The 18,787-nt window shown below is 73.4% G+C and carries 13 protein-coding genes and 1 riboswitch; of the genes, 5 read left to right on the forward strand and 8 right to left on the reverse strand.

Annotated elements, in window-relative coordinates; translation table 11 throughout:
- Window positions 1-186 precede the first annotated feature (186 nt).
- The 6 genes from ACQB60_RS23880 to ACQB60_RS23905 form a co-directional block, all read right to left on the reverse strand.
- Entirely contained in the window at window positions 187-840 is a 654-nt protein-coding gene (locus ACQB60_RS23880; RefSeq protein WP_496928132.1) for a M15 family metallopeptidase, read from the reverse strand.
- Between the two features lie 322 nt (window positions 841-1,162).
- Window positions 1,163-4,309 (reverse strand): AfsR/SARP family transcriptional regulator, encoded by a 3,147-nt coding sequence (locus ACQB60_RS23885; RefSeq protein WP_496928133.1) that lies wholly within the window; start codon window positions 4,307-4,309, stop codon window positions 1,163-1,165.
- A 242-nt stretch (window positions 4,310-4,551) separates the two neighbouring features.
- Window positions 4,552-6,591, reverse strand: a complete 2,040-nt coding sequence (locus ACQB60_RS23890; RefSeq protein WP_496928134.1) for a hypothetical protein — start codon at window positions 6,589-6,591, stop codon at window positions 4,552-4,554.
- Window positions 6,588-7,505 (reverse strand): carbohydrate ABC transporter permease, encoded by a 918-nt coding sequence (locus ACQB60_RS23895; RefSeq protein ID WP_496928135.1) that lies wholly within the window; start codon window positions 7,503-7,505, stop codon window positions 6,588-6,590. Before ACQB60_RS23895 ends, ACQB60_RS23890 begins: the two co-directional genes overlap by 4 nt.
- The gene (locus ACQB60_RS23900; protein ID WP_496928136.1) at window positions 7,502-8,446 is read right to left on the reverse strand and encodes a carbohydrate ABC transporter permease; all 945 of its coding nucleotides are present in this window, start codon (window positions 8,444-8,446) and stop codon (window positions 7,502-7,504) included. Before ACQB60_RS23900 ends, ACQB60_RS23895 begins: the two co-directional genes overlap by 4 nt.
- A gap of 71 nt (window positions 8,447-8,517) precedes the next feature.
- The gene (locus tag ACQB60_RS23905) at window positions 8,518-9,825 is read right to left on the reverse strand and encodes an ABC transporter substrate-binding protein (protein ID WP_496928137.1); all 1,308 of its coding nucleotides are present in this window, start codon (window positions 9,823-9,825) and stop codon (window positions 8,518-8,520) included.
- A 163-nt stretch (window positions 9,826-9,988) separates the two neighbouring features.
- Here ACQB60_RS23905 and ACQB60_RS23910 point away from each other — a divergent pair, with 163 nt between their 5' ends.
- Window positions 9,989-11,254 carry an ROK family protein gene (locus ACQB60_RS23910; protein ID WP_496928138.1) on the forward strand — a complete coding sequence of 422 codons (1,266 nt, stop codon included), beginning with the start codon at window positions 9,989-9,991 and terminating at the stop codon, window positions 11,252-11,254.
- A 22-nt stretch (window positions 11,255-11,276) separates the two neighbouring features.
- Here ACQB60_RS23910 and ACQB60_RS23915 read toward each other — a convergent pair whose 3' ends face one another.
- Both ACQB60_RS23915 and ACQB60_RS23920 read right to left on the reverse strand, forming a co-directional pair.
- Window positions 11,277-12,398, reverse strand: coding sequence for a DUF4132 domain-containing protein (locus tag ACQB60_RS23915; RefSeq protein ID WP_496928139.1), 1,122 nt, complete (start codon window positions 12,396-12,398; stop codon window positions 11,277-11,279).
- On the reverse strand, window positions 12,395-14,122 hold the full coding sequence (locus ACQB60_RS23920; protein WP_496928140.1) for a PucR family transcriptional regulator: 1,728 nt from the start codon (window positions 14,120-14,122) through the stop codon (window positions 12,395-12,397). The genes ACQB60_RS23915 and ACQB60_RS23920 overlap by 4 nt, the downstream gene beginning before the upstream one ends.
- 356 nt (window positions 14,123-14,478) lie before the next feature.
- Between ACQB60_RS23920 and ACQB60_RS23925 the strand changes: the two genes are divergently transcribed.
- From ACQB60_RS23925 to metE, 4 genes are all read left to right on the forward strand, one after another.
- Window positions 14,479-14,961: a molybdopterin-dependent oxidoreductase gene (locus tag ACQB60_RS23925; protein WP_496928141.1), complete on the forward strand. Its 483-nt coding sequence runs from the start codon at window positions 14,479-14,481 to the stop codon at window positions 14,959-14,961.
- A 32-nt stretch (window positions 14,962-14,993) separates the two neighbouring features.
- Window positions 14,994-15,503 carry an inorganic diphosphatase gene (locus tag ACQB60_RS23930; protein WP_496928142.1) on the forward strand — a complete coding sequence of 170 codons (510 nt, stop codon included), beginning with the start codon at window positions 14,994-14,996 and terminating at the stop codon, window positions 15,501-15,503.
- 40 nt (window positions 15,504-15,543) lie between these two features.
- Window positions 15,544-16,083: a DNA-binding protein gene (locus tag ACQB60_RS23935; protein WP_496928143.1), complete on the forward strand. Its 540-nt coding sequence runs from the start codon at window positions 15,544-15,546 to the stop codon at window positions 16,081-16,083.
- Window positions 16,084-16,085: 2 nt separating this feature from the next.
- Window positions 16,086-16,303, forward strand: a riboswitch (cobalamin riboswitch).
- 165 nt (window positions 16,304-16,468) lie between these two features.
- Complete coding sequence (gene metE / locus ACQB60_RS23940) at window positions 16,469-18,787, forward strand: 5-methyltetrahydropteroyltriglutamate--homocysteine S-methyltransferase (RefSeq protein WP_496928144.1); 2,319 nt, start codon at window positions 16,469-16,471, stop codon at window positions 18,785-18,787.

The following is an 18,787-nucleotide window of genomic DNA, read 5'->3' on the forward strand; positions in this document are numbered from 1 at the left end:
TGGCCCGACACTGCATGCTCGCGACACGCAGCAGATCCACGTGACGACGGGATACGAGTACGGGGGCCATGTCCGGCATCCTTTCCGCGCCCGCCCCGGCCTGACAACTCTGTTCCGCATCGTGGACAGTCGGGTACCACGGTTCGGGACGGCGGCCGGGGCCTGTCGTGGGGTCGGACCCTGGCGTCAGCAGTGCGTGACGGGCCCGTAGTGGGCCGCGTCGGCGCCCGTCGTGTGGGCCCAGTAGCGGTCGCCGTAGGACCAGTGCCACCACTCGGTGGGGTAGTTGACCAGGCCGGCCGTGGCGAGGGCGGCGGCGAGGGTGCGGCGGTGGGCGCGGGCGGTGTCGGAGATGCGGTCGGTCTGCGTGTAGCAGGCGCCGTCGCTCTCCTCGGGGCTGGCGTTCACGGGGGTGCCGAGGTCGAGTTCGGTGCCCGAGGTGGTCGCCAGGGTGAGGTCGACGGCGGCGCCCGCGACGTGCGGGCCGACGCCGGGGGGTGACAGGGAGCGGCTGGCCTGCCGGTGGAGGTGGTCCTCGGTCCAGTCGGGGTGGGCCTGTCTGAGCTCGGCGGCGTACGCGTCGAAGTACTGGATCTGCAGGGGCAGGGGCCGATAGCCCTCGGTGACCAGGAGGCGCAGCCCCTCGGGCAGCAGCCGGGCCGCGCGGGCCAGGCGCCAGGCGACGCCCTCGCGCAGCTGGGCGTAGGCACCGGCCGCGTCGGCGAGCCGGTCGTCGACATCCACGAACGGCAACTGCCGCAGATCGACGAGGGGTTCGCCGCACTCGCGGACCGGGATGTCGACGATCCGGGGATCGCTCATGAGGATGATCGGCGGCATGCTGCCCTTTCGCGGCGACGGTGGCCACGGCTCCGGGGGCGGACTGCCGCCCGCCCCCGGAGCCCCCTGACAGTGGTCCTTCCGCGACGACCGGCCCACACGCGCGACGGTGAGCCGTCGTGTGGGCCGGACGGGACGTCAGCGGCCTGTCCCCGTGAATCTCCCCCGTTGAATTCTCCGAGGTCCCCCGTAATTTCCCTGCATTCCCCCGTGGTCCCGCGTCCCACGGCTCCCCCGTGGCCGTCGGCGCAGTGGCCGCCGACATCAGGATCCTGACGCACGGCGCTGCAAATTCTCTGCAAGTCCGCCTCAAGCCCCGCCCTCAGGGGCGCAACTCCCCCCGCTCACGCGCCTCGTACGCCTCGAAGACCTCGCACGCCTCGGCGCGCAGGGCCCGCGCCGCCGCCCCGTCCCCCGCGGCCTCCCGCGCCGTGGCGAGGTCGCGCAGGGTGCGGGCGCGCGGCAGCGGCAGGCCGAGGTCCTGCCAGAGCGCTGCCGCCGCGGTCAGCTGCTCCAGGGCGGTGCCGAGGCGGCCGCCGGCGAGCGCGCACTCGCCGAGAGTGCGCAGCGCGAGGGCCTCGCCGAAGCGGTCGCGGTGCGCGCGGCACACGTCGAGGACGCCGCGCAGGTCCCGGTCCGCCGCCTCATGGCGACCGAGCCGGATCCGGCACTTGGCGAGGGCCTGCACCGCGTACGCCGACATCAGCGGGTCCCCGACGCCGCGCAGCAACTCCACTGCCTGTACGGAGAGTTGCTCGGCCGTCTCGTAGTCGCCGAGGGCGCGGTGGACCAGGCCGAGGGAGCGCAGCGTGAGGGCCTCGCCGCGGCGGCTGCCGAGCCTGCGGTACGCGTGCAGGGACTCGTCGAGGAGGGCGCGGGCGGCGCCGTGGTCGCCGAGTTCGAGCTGGACGGACCCGGCGTAGCGGCAGGACAGGCCGATGCCGGGGTCGTCGCCGAGGGCGCGGAAGCCGTCGGCGGCGCGGACCAGCGCGTCCTGGGCGGCGCGCAGCCGTCCCGACTCCCGCAGGGCACTGCCGAGTCCGGCGAAGGCGGCGGCCCGGCCGCGCTCGTCCCCCAACTCGTCGCAGAGCCGCACCGCCTGCCGGAAGTAGTCCTGCGATTCGTCGAACCGGTCCTGTTCGTAACGGAGTTGGCCGAGTCCGATGAGCAGCAGCGCCTCGCCCGCCCGGTCCTCGGCGCGGCGCGCGGCGGCCAGGGCGGCGTCGTGGGTGCGCCACCACGCCTCGAAGCGGTTGCCGAGGGCGTACGCGGAGGAGCACAGCAGCGCCGCGGCCTCGCAGGCGAGGGTGTGCAGATCGAGCGCGGCGGCGCGTTCGACGGCGGCCGCGATCGCGTCGGCCTCGGCGTCGAACCAGGCGGAAGGGTCGGCGAGGGCGCTGCGGACGGCTTCCGGGCCGACGGTCCTGATGACGTGGTCGAGGGCGTTGCGCGCGGAGGGGCCGGGTTCCCCGGTCTTGCCGGTGTTCCCAGCGTTTTCGGTGTCTTCGGCGTTCTCGGTGTTTTCGGTGTTGCCAGTGGTATCGGTCTGGGGCGGGACGTTGCCGACGCGGCCCGGGCCGCGGTGGAGTTCGACGGCGCCCGAGGGGGTGGCGGAGGCGACGCGGCGGGTGAGCCAGAGCCAGCCGCCGAGGGCGCGGCCGACGGCGGCGGCGCGCAGGGCGGGGGTGTCCTCGGCCTCGGCGCGTTCGGCCGCGTACACGCGCACGAGGTCGTGGAGGCGGAAGCGGGGCTGGCCCGCGCGGTCGACGGCGGTGAAGTGGAGGAGCTGGGCGTCGACGAGCTGGTCGACGACGCGCTCGGCCTCGTCTCCCGTCGCGTCGAGGAGCGCGGCGATCACCCAGGCGGCGACGTCGGGCGCGCCGAGCAGGCCGAGGCGGCGCAGGGCGGTGCGCGCGGGCCCGTCCAGGGCCCGGTAGCTCAGCCCGAGTCCGGCGCGCAACTCCAGGTCGCCGACGGCGAGTTCGTCCAGGCGGCGGTGTTCGTCGCCGAGCCGCTCGGCGAGGGTGCGGGCCGTCCAGTGGCGGCGGGTGGCGAGGCGGGCCCCGGCGATGCGCAGGGCGAGCGGCAGTCCGCCGCAGAGCTCGACGATGTCGCGGGCGGCGTCGGGTGCGCCGCGCAGCCGGTCCTCCCCCGCGACCCGGGCGAGCAGTGCCGTGCCCTGTTCGGTGTCGAGCACGTCGAGTTCGGCGCGGTGGGTGCAGGGCAGTCCGGCGAGGCGGCCCCGGGCGGTGATGAGGACGCCGCAGCTGGGGCTGCCGGGCAGCAGGGGGCGCACCTGGGACTCGCTGCCCGCGTCGTCGAGGACGAGCAGGACGCGGCGCCCGGCGACCAGGCTGCGGAACAGGTCGCGCCGCTCGGCGTCGCCTTCGGGCGGCTCGGCGCCGAGGGCGCGCAGGAGGCGGCCGAGGACGTCGGCGGGGGCCACGGGGTCGGTGGCGCCGCGGAGTTCGGCGTAGAGCTGGCCGTCGGGGTAGGCGTCGGTGACGCGGTGGGCGGCGGTGACGGCGAGGGCGGACTTGCCGACGCCACCGGGTCCGGACACGACGACCACGGGGGTGGCGTCGCGGGTTCCCGTGAGGGCGGCCCGCACGTCGGCGAGGGGCTCGGCGCGGCCGGTGAAGTCACCGGGGGCGGGCGGCAGGAGGGCGGCCACGGGTGCGGCCTTCGCCGGATCACCTGTGGGGCCCGGCTCCTCGGCGGGCAGCAGACCGTCGTCGGCTCGCAGGATCGCTTCGTGGAGCTGGCGCAGGGCGGGCCCGGGGTCGATGCCCAGCTGTTCGGCGAGCACCTCGCGCCCCTCCATGTACACGGAGAGCGCGTCGGCCTGCCGGTCCAACCGGTAGAGCGCCACCATCAGTTGGCCGCGCAGGCGCTCGCGCGTGGGGTGGGTGGCGACCAGGGCGGTGAGCTCGGCAACGAGGTCCGTCTCCCGGCCCGCCTGGGCGAGGTCCGCGGCGATGCGCTCCTCCAGGGCGGCCTCGCGGGCCTCCTCCAGCTGGTCGGCCATGGCCCGCAGGGTCTCCCCGATGCCGCCGAGCGCGGGGCCGCGCCAGAGCGCGAGGGCCTGCCCGAGGAGGCGGGCGGCCGCCGGGTGGTCGCCCGCGGCGGCGGCCTGGCGCCCCTCGGCGGTGAGCCGTTCGAAGGCGACCCGGTCGACCAGGGCGTGGTCCGCGTGGATCACGTAGCCGGGCGGCCGGGTCTCGATGGCGTCGGCGGACAGCGCCCGGCGCAGCGTGGAGACGTACGACTGGATGAGACCGCGCGCCGTGCCCGGCGGCCGCTCGCCCCACAGGGCGTCGATGAGGGCGTCGGCGGAGACGACCCGGCCGGGTTCGAGGAGCAGCGCGGCGAGCAGGGCGCGGGGCTTGGGCCCTCCGAGAGAGAGCCGCCGCCCGGCGCGCCACGCTTCGACGGGTCCCAGTAACCGATAGTCCGTGTCCGTGCTCACGCCTCGCCGTCCCATGGGTCCCCGCCCCGCGCCTCCCCGCCCTTCCCCGTCGGCCGCCCGCCTGGTCATGCTACGCAGGCGGGGGCGCTGTTCCCGCGCTGATGAGGGGGATTCGGCCAGGTGGCGGCGGTGGGCAGAAGGGCGGCGGATGTCGACCTTCAACCGGCCAACCCGCCAACCCGCCAACCCGCCAACCGGTGACCCGCTCCCCCGCTCCCCCGACGGCCCCACCCCTCACGGGCTCACCACTCCACCCACACCCACCCGTAGTACGGCACGTGCCCCTGCGGTCGGAGGCTATTGCCGTCCCGTGTGAGCGGGACGTCTCGCGGCGGCGCCAGCGGGGCCAGCAACGTCGCGCGGGCCGCCTCGGGTGCGGTGTCGGGCCACGCGACGCGGGGGCGGACCGGGTCCGCGCTGCCGTTGGCGAGGGCCAGGCGGTGTGTGCCGTCGTTCCGGGTCAGGCGGGGGATCAGGTGGGGGCCGCCGGAGACCAGCGGGAGCGTGGGGTGCTCGCCCTCCAGGAAGCGGATCGCCGCGTGCACGAGGCGGCGACCGGTGTCGCTGCGCGCCAGTGCGCGCGGCTCCGTCCCGGCGAGGACCACCACGCGGCCGCCGAGCCGGTTGACGTACGCGCTGCGGCCGACCCCCCACGGACGGCCGTCGGGCGTGCGGACCCCGGTGAGCACGGTGGCGCCCTCCGCCGCGTCGAGGCGGGCCAGGGCGGGCTGCACGTCGACGCTCAACACTGCGTCGGCGTCGGGGAGATGGCCCTCGGGCACCTCCCCGACGTGTTCCGACGCGTACGGCCCCGACCGGTCGTCCTCCTCGCGTCCGACCACGCCCCGTACCCGTACGCCGAGCAGATCCGCGAAGCCGCGTGCGGCGAGAATCGCGGCGGCCGTCCCGTCCAGCAGCAGGCCGCCGCCGAGCAGTGCGAGCAGCTCGTCGTCGTCGAAGGCATCCGCGAGCCGCCCGAACAGGGCCTGCACCGGGGCCGGTTCGGCGGTGACCGGAACGCCGTAGCCGAGCAGGAAGTCCGCCGCCGGTTCGGGGTCGACGGCGAGGTCGGCGATGCGGGGCCCCGGGGCGCGTACACGGCTCGCGGCGTCCTGACGGAAGGGCAGGCCGACGCCGAGCGGCTGCGGTGAGCGGTCCGTGCGTGCGGCCGTCCAGTCGAGGGCCGGTCGGGCGCGGCGCAGCAGGGACTCGACCTCGGGGTAGCGCTCGGGGCGGGCGCCGTGGGTCGGGTAGAGGTTCAGCAACAGGGCGTCGGCGCCGTGGAGTTGGGCCGTGACCAGTTCGGACCAGGTCTGGGTGTCGGACTTCGCCCAGGAGGTGTGCGGCCAGTTCTCGATCTCGGGCTCGGTGGTGGCGGCCGGCGGGCGCAGCGTGCGCTGGAGTTCCAGCGACCAGAACCCGGAGGTGAGTCCGCGGCCCGGCGCGTCCGCGTACGGGGCGAAGTGCGGCCGGTGCACCACGTGGCCGTCGACGGCGGCCAGGGCCTGGAAGAGGGCGGGCCAGTCGCGGCCCTCCGCAGAGGAGAGGTCGGGCCGCGAGCTCATCAGGCCGAGGCGGGAGCGTCCGGCGGAGCGGTCGGCGACGACGCGGGACAGCGTGTCGGCCACCTCCAACTGGGCGGTGCGCCACACCTGTTGGAGGAGGCGGCGCCAGGGGTGGGGCGGGCCGGGGGCGGTGAACGCGCGCGCCGCGGCCTCGCGGGTGACGGGCTCGCCGGCGAGCGCGGAGAGCCGCTCCAGCATGAGGGGTTCGAAGCCGCCGCCCCAGTCGAGGGGCGCGTGGTTGTGGATGCGGAAGTCGTCCTCGATCCACAGCACGCGCAGACCGAGCCCGGCGAAGCGCCCGTAGTGCGCGTACAGCCACTCCCGCCACCTCGGGCAGGCGAACGACGCCTGGGCGGCGGCCACTTGGCCGGTCGGCGACACCATCGGCGCGAAGCCGTGCGGGTCGCGGCGGCCCCGGTCGGCATGCCCGACGGTGACCCAGGGGTTGAGGCTGACGCCGACGCCCTCGGCGGCGAGCACGTCGCGGGCCTCGGCGACCGTGTCGTACCAGCGGTCCTCGGCGGCCCCGGCGAGGTGCCCGGGGTGGGCCTCTTCGGCGGCGAGCAGCAGCACGACCTCGTCGACCCCGGCCGCGCCGCACGCCTTGGCGAGCGCGGCGGCGTCCTCGGCGACGTGCCCGGAGGGGCGGATCTGGAACCGCAGGTGGTAGCGGGCCCCCCGCGGGCCGGGGGCCATCTGGCCCGATCTGTCCGTCACTTGACGCTCCCCGCGACCAGGCCCGAGCGCCAGAAGCGCTGCAGACAGAGGAAGAGGACGACGAGCGGCACGACGGAGATCAGGGCGGCGGTGATGACCACGTTGTACGGGACGGCGGTGCCGATGCCGCGCTGGGCCTGCCAGCCGACGATGCCGACGGTGACCGGCTGCAGCTTGTCGTCGGCGAGCATCAGGACGGGCAGCAGGTAGTTGGTCCAGATGCTCACGAACTGGAAGAGGAAGATCGTGACGAGGGCCGGAGACATCACGCGCAGCGCGATGGTCGCGAAGATGCGGGTCTCCCCCGCCCCGTCGACGCGGCCCGCCTCGATGAGCTCGTCGGGCACGGACGCGGCGGCGTAGATCCGCGCCAGATACACCCCGAACGGGCTGACCATGCTGGGCAGCAGCACCCCCCAGTAGCTGTTGACGAGGTGGACGGGCGAGAACATCAGGTACAGCGGGATGGCGAGCAGCGGCTGCGGCACGAGCACGGCGGCGAGCACCACGTTGAAGACCAGCTCCCGCCCGCGGAAGGCGTACTTGGCGAGGGCGTACCCGGCCGCGGCGGAGACGACCGTGCTCACGGCGGCGCCCCCGACCGCGTACACGGCGCTGTTGAGGAGCCAGCGCGAGAACACGCCGTTCTGCTGTGAGAAGACGGACTGCACGTTGTCGAAGAACGCGAAGTCGCCGAACCAGAAGCCGTTTCCGGTGAACAGCCCCGAGCTGGTCTTCGTCGCGGAGACGAGGAGCCACCAGACCGGCAGCAGGAAGTAGCAGGCGGCGATGCCCATGACGCCGAGGACCACCCAGCGGGAGGCGCCCCGGCCGGGGTGCGCCGGGCGGCGGGCAGCGCGGGCGGAGCCGGTGACGCGCCGCCGCTGCTCAGGGGTTTCGAGGGTCGCGGTCACAGGGCCTCCCCCTTGCGCTGGACCAGCTTGAGGAAGCCGAAGGACAGGACGAGGGCGAGCAGCGCGAGGATCACCGACTGGGTGGCGGCGTAGGGGAAGTTCCCGGCGTTGACCGCGTTGTAGGCGGCGAAGATCGGGGTGTAGTCGCTGCTCAGGTTGGGGGCGACGTTGTGCAGGATGGACGGCTCGTTGTAGAGCTGCGCGGTGCCGATGATGGAGAACACGGTGGTCAGGACGAGGGCGGGCCGCACCATCGGGATCTTGATGCGCCAGGCGATGCCGAGGGCGGAGCAGCCGTCCATGGTGGCGGCCTCGCTGATCTCGGGCGGGATGGACTGCAGCGCGGAGTAGATGATCAGCATGTTGTAGCCGGTCCAGCCCCAGGTCAGCATGTTGCCGATGACGGGGCCGAGCAGGCCGTCGGAGGTCAGGTCGAGGTGCAGGCCCAGGTGTTCGGCGGCGGCCGTGATGGGGCTGAGGCCGGGCGCCACCAGGAACGACCACATGATCGCCCCGATGACGCCGGGCAGCGCGTACGGCAGGAAGTAGGCGAGCCGGAAGAACCGCTTGAACATGGTCTGCTTGGCGTCGAGCAGCAGCGCGAGGGCGAGCGACAGGCCGAGCATCAGCGGCACCTGGACCACGCCGATGAGCAGGACGCGCAGCAGTGAGGCGCGGAAGCCCTCGTCGCCGAGGGCGCGGGTGTAATTGGCGAGCCCGGCGAAGGACTTGGTGGGCGCGCCGAGGCCGAGTCCGGAGCGGTGCTGCTCGAAGAGGCTCTGGTACACGGTGTACGCGATCGGCGCCAGGTACATGCCGACGAACAGGACGGCGAAGGGGGCGAGGAAGAGAAGGGCGGTCCGCGTGCGGCGGCGCGCGTGCCGCGAGGGGCGGCCGCGCGGGGGCGCCGCCGCCTTCCCGGGTGCTGCGGTGGTGGTCACGGGGTGCTCCGGTCAGTACGTGTGGTGACTCAGTGCGTGGCGCTCATGTCTCGGTGCGAGGTGGTGACGCCTCAGCGCGAGGTGGTGACGTCGAGGCCCTGCTGCTTCATCTCGCCGACGGTCTTCTTCTGCGTGGCGGCGAGGACGTCGGGGAGCTTCTTGCTGCCGCTGCCCGCGGCGCCGAGGCCGTCGGCGACGTCCGTGGAGGTCTGCGTCATCGTGGGGCCCCACTGCCAGCTGGTGTCGATGTGCGGGGTCTCCTTCTTGAAGACGTCGTAGATCTTCTGACCGCCGTAGAAGGGGTCGGGCTTGGACAGGGCGGGGTGGTCGAGTCCCGCGGTCGCGGCCGGGTAGATGCCGGTCTTCTTGATGAGCGTGGAGAGGCTGTCCTTGTCCGTGCTGAGCCAGGTCGCGAACTCCGTGGCCTGCTCGGGGTGTTCACAGCCCTTCATGACGGCCGTCGCGGAGCCGCCGTCGTTCCCGTACGCGGGCTTGCCGGCGTCCCAGACGGGCATGGGCGCCACCGCCCACTTGCCGGAGGTCGACTTGACGCTGGAGGCGAGGATGGGCGCGGCCCAGACGGCGTTGACGTCGGCGATGACCTTGCCGGCCGCCATGTCCTTGTAGAGCGAGGGGTCGAAGCTCGGGTGGGAGGCGAGGAGCTTCTTGTCGAGGAGGCCCTGCCAGTAGCCCGCGACCTTGCGGCCCGCCGTGCTGTCGAGGGTGACGTGCCACTTGTCGCCGCCGGTGCCGAACCACTTGGCGCCCGCCTGCCAGGCGAGGCCCGCGTAGTTGTAGGCGTCGTTGCCGAAGGAGCCGAGGGAGACGTCCGGGTCGGCCTTGTGCACCTTCTTGGCGGCTGCCTCGTACTCGGCCCAGGTCGCCGGGGGCTTGTCGATGCCGTACTTGGCGAACAGGTCCTTGCGGTAGAAGAGCGCCATGGGGGCCGTGTCGACGGGGGCGCCGTAGGTGTGGCCCGCGACGGTCACCTGGTTCCAGGTCCAGTCGGCGAACTTCTTCTTGCTCGGCGCGGCGTACTCGGTGACGTCCTGGAGGGCGCCCGCGGCGACGAAGCTCGGCATGGTCTCGTAGCCGACCATCGCGAGACAGGGCGCGTTGCCCGCCTTCGCGGCGGTCAGCATCTTGGTGTAGCCGCCCTTCGAACCGGACGCCGTCTTCTGGTAGTTGACCTTGATGTCGGGGTGCGACGCGTTGAACTGCGCGACGGCCTCCTCGTAGCCAGGCGCCCATCCCCAGAAGTCGAGGGTCACCTTGCCGCCGGCCCCCGCCGAGTCGCTGTCGTCCGACGAACAGGCCGTCACGGCGGTGGCCGCGACCAGCACGGAGGCGGCCAGGGCCACCGCTCGTATCGCTCGCATCTTCAACGTCGTCTCCCTCGCTGGCAATTAGTTCGAGTAGGATCCAAACTAACTTCGGGCCCGTCAAGGGAGTTGAGGCAACGAACTAAGTTGGCGTACTGAAGGGGATGCCGGTGACGATCGAGCCGAGCTACATCGAAGGACGAGGACAGGGAGCAGCCGCGTGAAGGCGGACCTACGGGATGCGGGTGTGCGGAGCCTCGGCATGGCGGGGCCGCCGCGGGCCACCGACCGGGCGTCGGTGCGCAGGACCAACCTGGGTCTCGTGCTGCGCCTGCTGCGCGACGCGGGCGCCCGCTCGCGGACCCGGATCGCCGCCGAGACCGGACTGCCCAAGGCCACGATCACCAGCCTGGTGACCGAACTCGTCGAACTCGGCCTGGTGCGCGAGGGCGAGGCCGAGCGCGACGGGTCCGTGGGCCGCCCGAGCCGCACCGTGGAGCTCGACGGCCGCGCGATCTGCGGCATAGGCGTCGAGATCAACGTCGATTACGTCGCACTGGCCGCCCTCGACCTGCGCGGCGAGGTCACCGTGGAGCGCCGCACGGCCCTGGACGCCCGCGGCGCCGACCCGGGCCCGGTCCTGGACGCGACGGCGCGCCTGATCGAGGAGACGGTCACCGGCCTGCGCGATCAGGGCGTGCGCACGGTGGCGGTCACGGTCGCCGCGCCCGGCGTCATCGAGCGGGACTCGGGCGTCGTCTCGTACGCACCCAACATCGGCTGGCGCGACGTGGACGTGGCCACGGGCCTCCGCGACCGCCTCGGCCGTTCCTCCCCTCCCCTGCGCGTGGAGAACGACGCCAAACTCGGCGCGGTCGCCGAGTACTTGGTGGCCTCCGCGGCCGACATCCACGACCTGATCTACGTCACCGGCGAGACCGGCGTCGGCGGCGGCATCATCAGCGACGGCCAACTCCTGCGCGGCTCGGCCGGGTTCGCGGGCGAGATCGGCCACATGCCGCTCGACCCGGCGGGCCACCCCTGCGCCTGCGGGCGCCGCGGCTGCTGGGAGACGATGGTCGGCCTCGCTGCTCTGCTGCGCCGCGCGGCTCGCGACGACGACCCCGTGCTCGACCCCACCGTCGACCTCGAACACCGCCTCGCCGAGCTCCGCCGTCGCGCCGACGCCGCCGACCCGGCCACCCTGGCCGCGTTCGACGAGGTCGCCGAGGGCCTCGGCGTGGGCCTCGCCCTCCTCGCCGACGTCCTCAACCCCCGCGCGATCGTCCTCGGCGGCTACTTCGCCTACTTCGCCGACCTCCTGACCGACCGCGTCCGCGAGGTCCTCCACGCCCGGGTGATCGCCCCCGACGCCGGGGGCTGCGCGCTCCTGCCGTCCACACTGGGGTTCACGGCGCCGGCGCGGGGCGGGGCGTACTTGGCGCTCGACTCCGTGTACGGGGATCCGAGCGGGGCGTCCGCCTGACAACCCGTACGAGAGCTGCCGATCACTTGTGCGCGGGCCGGAGCCGAACTCGCGCGGTGGGCGGCAGCGCAGGCGCGTGAGTGGCCGGATCGAGCGGGTGGAAGCCGCCGTCCGCCGCCTCGTACTCCCACTCCAGGGAGCGTGTGACCACCCCGGTGATGGGGTGGTTGAGGTAGAAGCGCTGCCAGTCCGGCCAGGGCCAGGTGCGGTCGCCGTCGGACAGCGCGGCGAGGCGGGACCGCTCCGCGGCCAGGGCGGCCTGGATGCGCTTGGCATGACGCCGCACTCCGTCGACGTCCTCGGGCCAGGTGCGGCCCTTGTAACCGGTGGGCGAGCGGAACGGCGCGGTCGAGCGGGTCGTGGTGCCGTCCGTGTCGGTCCAGTCGACGGTGACCTGCCCGCTCTCGTGCACGGTGATGACGGCCTCCGCGGCGGAGTTCCACCACAGGGCGCCGTGGCCGATCCAGCCGACCGTCAGCGTCCCGTCCTGCTCCAGCCCGAGCCGGGGCACGGTGCGCTCGGCCAGCTCATGGGGCGGGACGCCCAGCCGGGCGGCGGCCTTCTTCACGGACTTCACCAGCACTCGCTGGGGGTGCCGGGAGTCCGACACCCAGTAGTGCAGGTTCCACAGCTCCTCCAGCACGGCCTGGCCCCGCAGTTCGCCCAGCGAGGCGAAGGCGGCTCCGGCCAGGTCGTCGTCCACCCGGTAGTAGGTGTCCATGGCCTGCACGTTCTTGCGGGCCACCAGCGCGAGGTCTGCGGCCAGCGAGCCCGGGTCCTGACGGATCCACCCCGCAGCGAGCGTGCAGCCGATCGCCGGCCCGCGCGCCGGAGAAGGCGGCTTGTCCTGGCCCAACTCCTTGATCACGTGGTCGGGTTCGGCGGCCCCGTGGAAGGAGTGTCCCGCGGCGAGTTCCCGGACCAAGTACCGGACCAGGTCCTCGGCGCCGTCCGCCTTGAGGAGTTGCTTGGTGCGGCGCTTCCATTCCGTGTCGACCTTGTATCGCCAGTTCCAGAAATCCAGTGCGGTGCCGAGGTGACAGACCAGCTCTGTCAGGTCGGACGGCAGACCGGTCAGCCGGTCCCGGGTGCGCGCGCTCCATTCGTTGCCAGGGTCGAGCAGATGCGCTGTCGAGTCGTTCATTCCTTGATCGTGCCAGGGAGCACTGACATCGGGCCGTGGGAGGCGGGCCCAGAGCCGGGCCCAGAGCCGGGCCCAGAGCCGGGCCGAGGGTCGGCTCGGCTCAGCAGCGCCGCATACAGGTCCAGCCTGTGGTCGAGCCGCGACAGATCCCGCCCCGTGAGTGCCTCGATGCGCTGGACCCGGTAGTGGACCGTGTTCACGTGCACGTGGAGGGCCTCGGCCGTGCGGGCCCAGGAGCAGTCGTGGGCCAGGAATGCCTTCAGGGTATCCAACAGCACGTCGCGGGAGCCCTGTTCGCCGTTCACGAGGGGGCCAAGGACGGTGGTGCGGTAGATCGTGCGGACCTCTTCGGGGATGCCTGCGAGGAGCGGGGCGAGTGCGGTGATGTCCTGGACCGCGGTCACGCGGGGGCCGTGCGGGTCGGTGGCCGTGGCCGCCACGCGGGCGTAACGGGCTTGCGCGAGGGCGGAGTTGAGGGTGGTGGGGTCGGTTGCCGGCGTGCTGAGGCCGCCGTGCGGGAGGGCGTCGGGGGCGCAGGCGTGGAGCAGGGGCCAGGTTTCGGCGAGGCGTGCGGGGGTGGTCGCGTCGGGGTCGGCCATTTCCTCGGGCCCGGCGGTCCCGTCGGTCTCGGCGGGCTCGGCGGTCTCGGCGGGCTCGGCGGGCTCCTTCTCGGTCACGGTCGGCTCGGGCCGCTCCTGGAGCACCGCTATCGCCTCGCCGTGCGGGAGTCGGCCCACTGCGAACCGCGCACCCGGGAGGTGGCCCAGCGCTTCGGTGAGGGCCGCGGCAGCATCCGCGTCGTGCGGGCCGTCGGTGCCGGTCAGGGTCGTGGAGAGGACGCGGTAGGGGCCCTGCGCGCGCGGGAGGGCGCAGGCCGTCAGGGCGGAGTCGAGGGCCATGGCGTCGGCGGCCGGGGAGTCGACCAGGGCGGCGAGGTGGTCGGCCGCCCGGCGACGGGCCGTGCGGTGGCGTTCCCGTTGGGCCCGGTGCTGCGCGATGACCTCGGCTATGTCGTGCAGGACGCGCGGCGGGGCCTCGGTCGTGCCCGGCAGGTGGAGGTGCCAGCTGTCGTACGGGGTGGCGTCGCTGTCGACGCGCAGCGTGAAGCCGTCGCCGCCCGCGAGGCGTGCCGCGGCCTTGCGGGCGGACAGCGGGGGCGCCGCCCGGGTGCGGGCCAGGGTGCGGCCGGTCGCGGTGAAGAGGTAGCAGGGCAGCGGGCCGAGCGGGGCGAAGGCCCGGTCGAGGAGTTCGGCGGTGGGGGCGTCGCGGTCGAGGAGGCGGCCCAGTTCGGTGCGGACGTTCTCGGGGAGGGCGTAGTGGTCGGTGGAGCGGCGGCTCAAGTCGCCCCACTGGCGCAGGTAGACGGTCTCCGTGATGGCCCGGAAGGTGGTGTGCGCGGGCACGGCGAGGAGTGGAATGCCGTGCTTGCGGCACGCCTTCACGACGTCCTCGGGGACGGTGCCGTGGTGCTCCTCGCCCGCCAGGAGCGCGACGGCCCCGGCCGTGCGCAGGGCCGAGACGAAGCGCTCGGTCCTCGCCGCGCCCTCCTCACGGTTCCACCACACCAGGGCGCTCAGCACGATCTCCCCGGACTGCAGGAAGCGGACCGGGTCCTCCAGGTCGGTCGTCGTCACTCCGCCGATCTCCCGGGCGAGCAGCGGCGGCTCGCCCCACAGGAGTCGCAGGCCGAGCTCTTCGAGCTGGAGGAGGTGGTCGACGTGCATGCGGTGGCTCCTTGTGTGACTGCCGGGGAGGGGACGGGCAGCGGCCCCGGCACCTCGCATTCGCCGGGCGAGCACGAGTGCATGCATCGTAGATGCAAGATCAACAGTCGGCGAAACCCCTTGCAGCGCCCCTCGGTCGGCGTCTCGGACGATGCCTCGAAGCCGCTCCGCGCCCTTCGGTCGATCCGCCAGTTGCCCTGCCACGGGGCAGCCGGATATCCGTAGAGAGAAGTGCGCATCTGCCAGGGGCGCTCTCATCATCACTTCATGTATGCGAGGAATCTATCGGATTCGGCTCGATTCTGAGATCCTCCTCTTCTTGATGGACCGGCGGATCGGCGGCAGGGGGCGGGCACATGGACCAACTCGGCACGCGCACAGGGACGTTCGCGCTCCGGGGCGAGCTGCTGCGCCCCGCGACGCTGTCCGTCGCCGACCTGCGCCGGGGCTGGCCCCCGCACCGCGCCGAGGTCACCTTCGACTGTGCGACGAACGGCCCCCAGCACCACGTCTTCGAGGGGCCGTTGCTGCGGGACGTGGTCGCCGACGCGCGTCCCGCCTTCGACGCCCGTCGCCGCAAGGACCGCTCGCGCTTCCTCCTGGCGGTCCGGGGCGGCGACGGGCACCACACGGTGCTGTCCTGGGCGGAGCTCGACGCCGACTTCGGCGACGTGCCGGTCCTGCTCGCCACCTCGCTGGACGGCGCGGACCTGGACCGGGCGGGCAGCCAGCTCGTGGTGCCGTCCGACCGCTGCGGGGCGCGCTACATCAGCGCCATCACCCAGGTGTGGGTCGGGGCCTGCGCCGTGCCCGGCGAGGTCCTGCCCGCAGCCGGGTAGACGGGGGCGCCCGGCTGGTGGATGGTCGCGTCATGGAGAGAGCCGACCGACCCGAGTTCGACGTGACCATCGAGATTCCCCAAGGGTCCAGGAACAAGTACGAGATGGACCACGCCTCCGGGCGCATCCGCCTGGACCGGATGCTGTTCACCGCCACCCGCTACCCCGCCGACTACGGCTACATCGACGGCACCCTCGGCCGGGACGAGGACCCGCTGGACGCCCTCGTGCTCGCCGGCGAGCGGACGTTCCCCGGCTGCACCATCCGCTGCCGGGCCATCGGGATGTTCGTGATGAGCGACGAGAAGGGGCCCGACGAGAAGGTCCTGTGCGTGCCCGCGCACGACCCCCGGCACGAGAACGTGCAGGACATCAGCGACATCCCCGAGTTCGACCGCCGCGAGATCACGCACTTCTTCGAGGTCTACAAGGACCTGGAGCCCGGCAAGTCCGTGGAGGGCTCGCACTGGGAGGACCGCGACCACACCTACGCGGAGATCGCGGCGGCCCGCCTCCGCCTGCAAACAAACCGTTCACAATAATCCGTTGACGCGTTCTTGTGTGGCCCACCACCCTGGACGCATGGCACCCACTTCTGCCCCTGAACCCGCCGAATCCGCCGCATCAGTTGGATCCACCGAACTCGCCTCGTCCGACGCCGCGTTCACTCCCCCGGACCCCGACCAGGCGCGGGCCCGACGGGCCCCCGCGGCCCTCTTCCGCATCGCCGAGCGGCACGCGGCCGACGCGGCGCAGCGCGGGCGCCAGGTCCACCCCGCGGTGCTCGCGCCGCACGAGGCGATCAGGCTGGTGTCGTTCCTGCTCAGCGGCGCGGCCCAACTCACCGACGGGGAGGCCGAGGTGGACCGCGCGGACCTCACCGCCGCGCTGACCCTGATACCGCTGGCGCGCGGCGAGATGGACGAACTGGAGGCCGGGCTCCTGCAGATGGCGCGCGGCCGCGGCATGACCTGGCCGGAGATCGCCTTCGGCCTCGGTCTCGGCACCCCGCAGGCCGCCCGGCAGCGCTATGAGCGGCTGGTCTCCCGTACGACAGCGGACGCCGCTCCTGCGACGGCGGACGTCTCCCCCGCAGCGGCGGAAGGAGATCGCGACCGTTAGGTAGGGTGGCCCGTGCAGCTGGTTCGCCCCGCCCGCCAGGCGGGAGCGTCGCAAGAGGGAACCCGGTGGGAATCCGGGACTGCCCCGCAGCGGTGAGCGGGAACGACCGCCGTCACACGCACTGGCCCCGGGAAGGGGCTGGGAAGCGACGGCCAGTAGATGTCCTCCACGTGAGGACGCGCCCGCGAGTCCGAAGACCTGCCAACTGCCCGCGCACGAACCACTCGTGCACGGACATCCCGGTGACCTCGAGGGCGGGTCGGCGTACATACCAGGCGGACGAACCGTGCCGTGCCGTGCACGCTCGCCCCGCCGGGTCCGTCGCCCTTCGCGCTCTCGTCCCGTCCCCGGGATCTCAGGGATTCATCTCGCGAAGGAGATCTCCGTGACCACCAAGCCCGCAGCCGCGGCAGCACGGGCCACCGTGTACGGCTACCCCCGCCAGGGCCAGAACCGGGAACTGAAGAAGGCGATCGAGGGCTACTGGAAGGGCCGCGTCGACGCCGACGCCCTCCGCGCCACCGCCGCCGAACTGCGCAGCGCCACCTGGCGGCAGCTCGCCGACGCCGGCCTCCACGAGGTGCCGACCGGCGACTTCTCGTACTACGACCACGTCCTGGACACCAGCGTCATGGTCGGCGCCGTCCCCGACCGCCACCGCACGCCCGTCGCCGCCGACAGCCTCGACGGATACTTCGCGATGGCGCGCGGCACCCAGGACGTGGCGCCGCTGGAGATGACCAAGTGGTTCGACACCAACTACCACTATCTGGTCCCGGAGTTGGGACCGGACACGGTCTTCACCGCCGACTCCACGAAGCAGGTCGCCGAGCTCAAGGAGGCCCTGGCACTCGGCCACAACGGGCGGCCGGTCCTCGTCGGCCCGGTCACCTACCTGCTGCTCGCCAAGCCCGCGCCGGGCGTCGCCGCCGACTTCGTGCCGCTGACCCTGCTCGACCGGCTCCTGCCGGTGTACGCGGAGGTCCTCGCCGACCTGCGCGCGGCGGGTGCCGACTGGGTGCAGCTGGACGAGCCCGCCCTCGTCCAGGACCGCACCCCGGCCGAACTGGGCGCCGCCGAGCGCGCCTACCGGGACCTCGGCGCGCTCACGGACCGGCCGAAGCTCCTGGTCGCCTCGTACTTCGACCGGCTCGGCGACGCGCTGCCCGTCCTGGCCAAGGCGCCGGTGGACGGCCTTGCCCTGGACTTCACCGGGGCCGCCGCCGCCAACCTCGACGACCTCGCGGCCGTCGGCGGTCTTCCTGGCAAGCGGCTCGTCGCGGGCGTCGTCGACGGCCGCAACATCTGGATCAACGACTTCGAGAAGTCCCTCGCGACGCTCGGCACCCTGCTGGGTCTGGCCGGCCGGGTCGACGTGGCGGCTTCCTGCTCACTGCTGCACGTGCCGCTCGACGCGGCCGCCGAGCGGGACATCGAACCGCAGATCCTGCGCTGGCTGGCCTTCGCGAAGCAGAAGTCGGCGGAGGTCGTCACGCTCGCCCGCGGCCTGGCCCGCGGCATCCACACCATCGCCGCCGAACTCGCCGCGAACCGCGCCGACCTGGCCTCGCGCGCAGGCTCGGCGATCACCCACGACCCGGCGGTGCGCGCCCGCGCCGCCGCCGTCACGGACGCGGACGGCCGCCGCTCGGCGCCGTACGAGCGGCGGGCCGAGGCCCAGCGCGCCCAGCTCGGCCTGCCACTCCTTCCGACCACCACGATCGGCTCGTTCCCGCAGACCGGCGCGTTGCGCACCGCCCGCGCCGACCTGCGCGCCGGACGGATCGACACGGCCGCGTACGAGGAGCGCATCGAGGCCGAGATCCGCGACGTCCTCGCCTTCCAGGAGAAGGCGGGCATCGACGTCCTGGTGCACGGCGAGCCCGAACGCAACGACATGGTCCAGTACTTCGCCGAGCAGCTCACCGGCTATCTCGCCACGCAGCACGGCTGGGTCCAGTCCTACGGCACCCGCTATGTGCGCCCGCCGGTCCTGGCGGGCGACATCTCCCGGCCCGAGCCGATGACGGTGCGCTGGACGGCGTACGCGAACTCGCTCACCGACCGGCCGGTCAAGGGCATGCTGACCGGCCCGGTGACGATGCTCGCCTGGTCCTTCGTCCGCGACGACCAGCCGCTCGGCGACACCGCGCGCCAGGTGGCCCTCGCGCTGCGGGACGAGGTCGAGGACCTCGAAGCGGCCGGGACGTCGGTCATCCAGGTCGACGAGCCCGCCCTGCGCGAGACCCTGCCGCTGCGCGCCGCCGACCACCCGGCCTACCTGGCGTGGGCGACGGAGGCGTTCCGGCTGACCACGAGCGGCGTGCGCGCGGCCACGCAGATCCACACGCACATGTGCTACGCGGAGTTCGGCGACATCGTCCAGGCCATCGACGACCTCGACGCCGACGTGATCAGCCTGGAGGCCGCCCGCTCCCACATGCAGGTGGCGCGCGAGCTCGCGGCGCACGGCTATCCGCGCGAGGCCGGGCCAGGGGTCTACGACATCCACTCGCCGCGCATCCCCAGCGCGGAGGAGGCGGCGGCCCTGCTCCGCAAGGGACTTGAGGCCATTCCGCCGCAGCGGCTCTGGGTCAACCCGGACTGCGGCCTGAAGACCCGCGGCTGGCCCGAGACCCGGGCGTCCCTGGAGAGCCTGGTGGCCGCCGCCCGTACGGTCCGCGAGGAGATCACCCCGTCCTGA

The sequence above is a fragment of the Streptomyces odontotermitis genome (assembly GCF_050510915.1).
Lineage (GTDB): Bacteria > Actinomycetota > Actinomycetes > Streptomycetales > Streptomycetaceae > Streptomyces.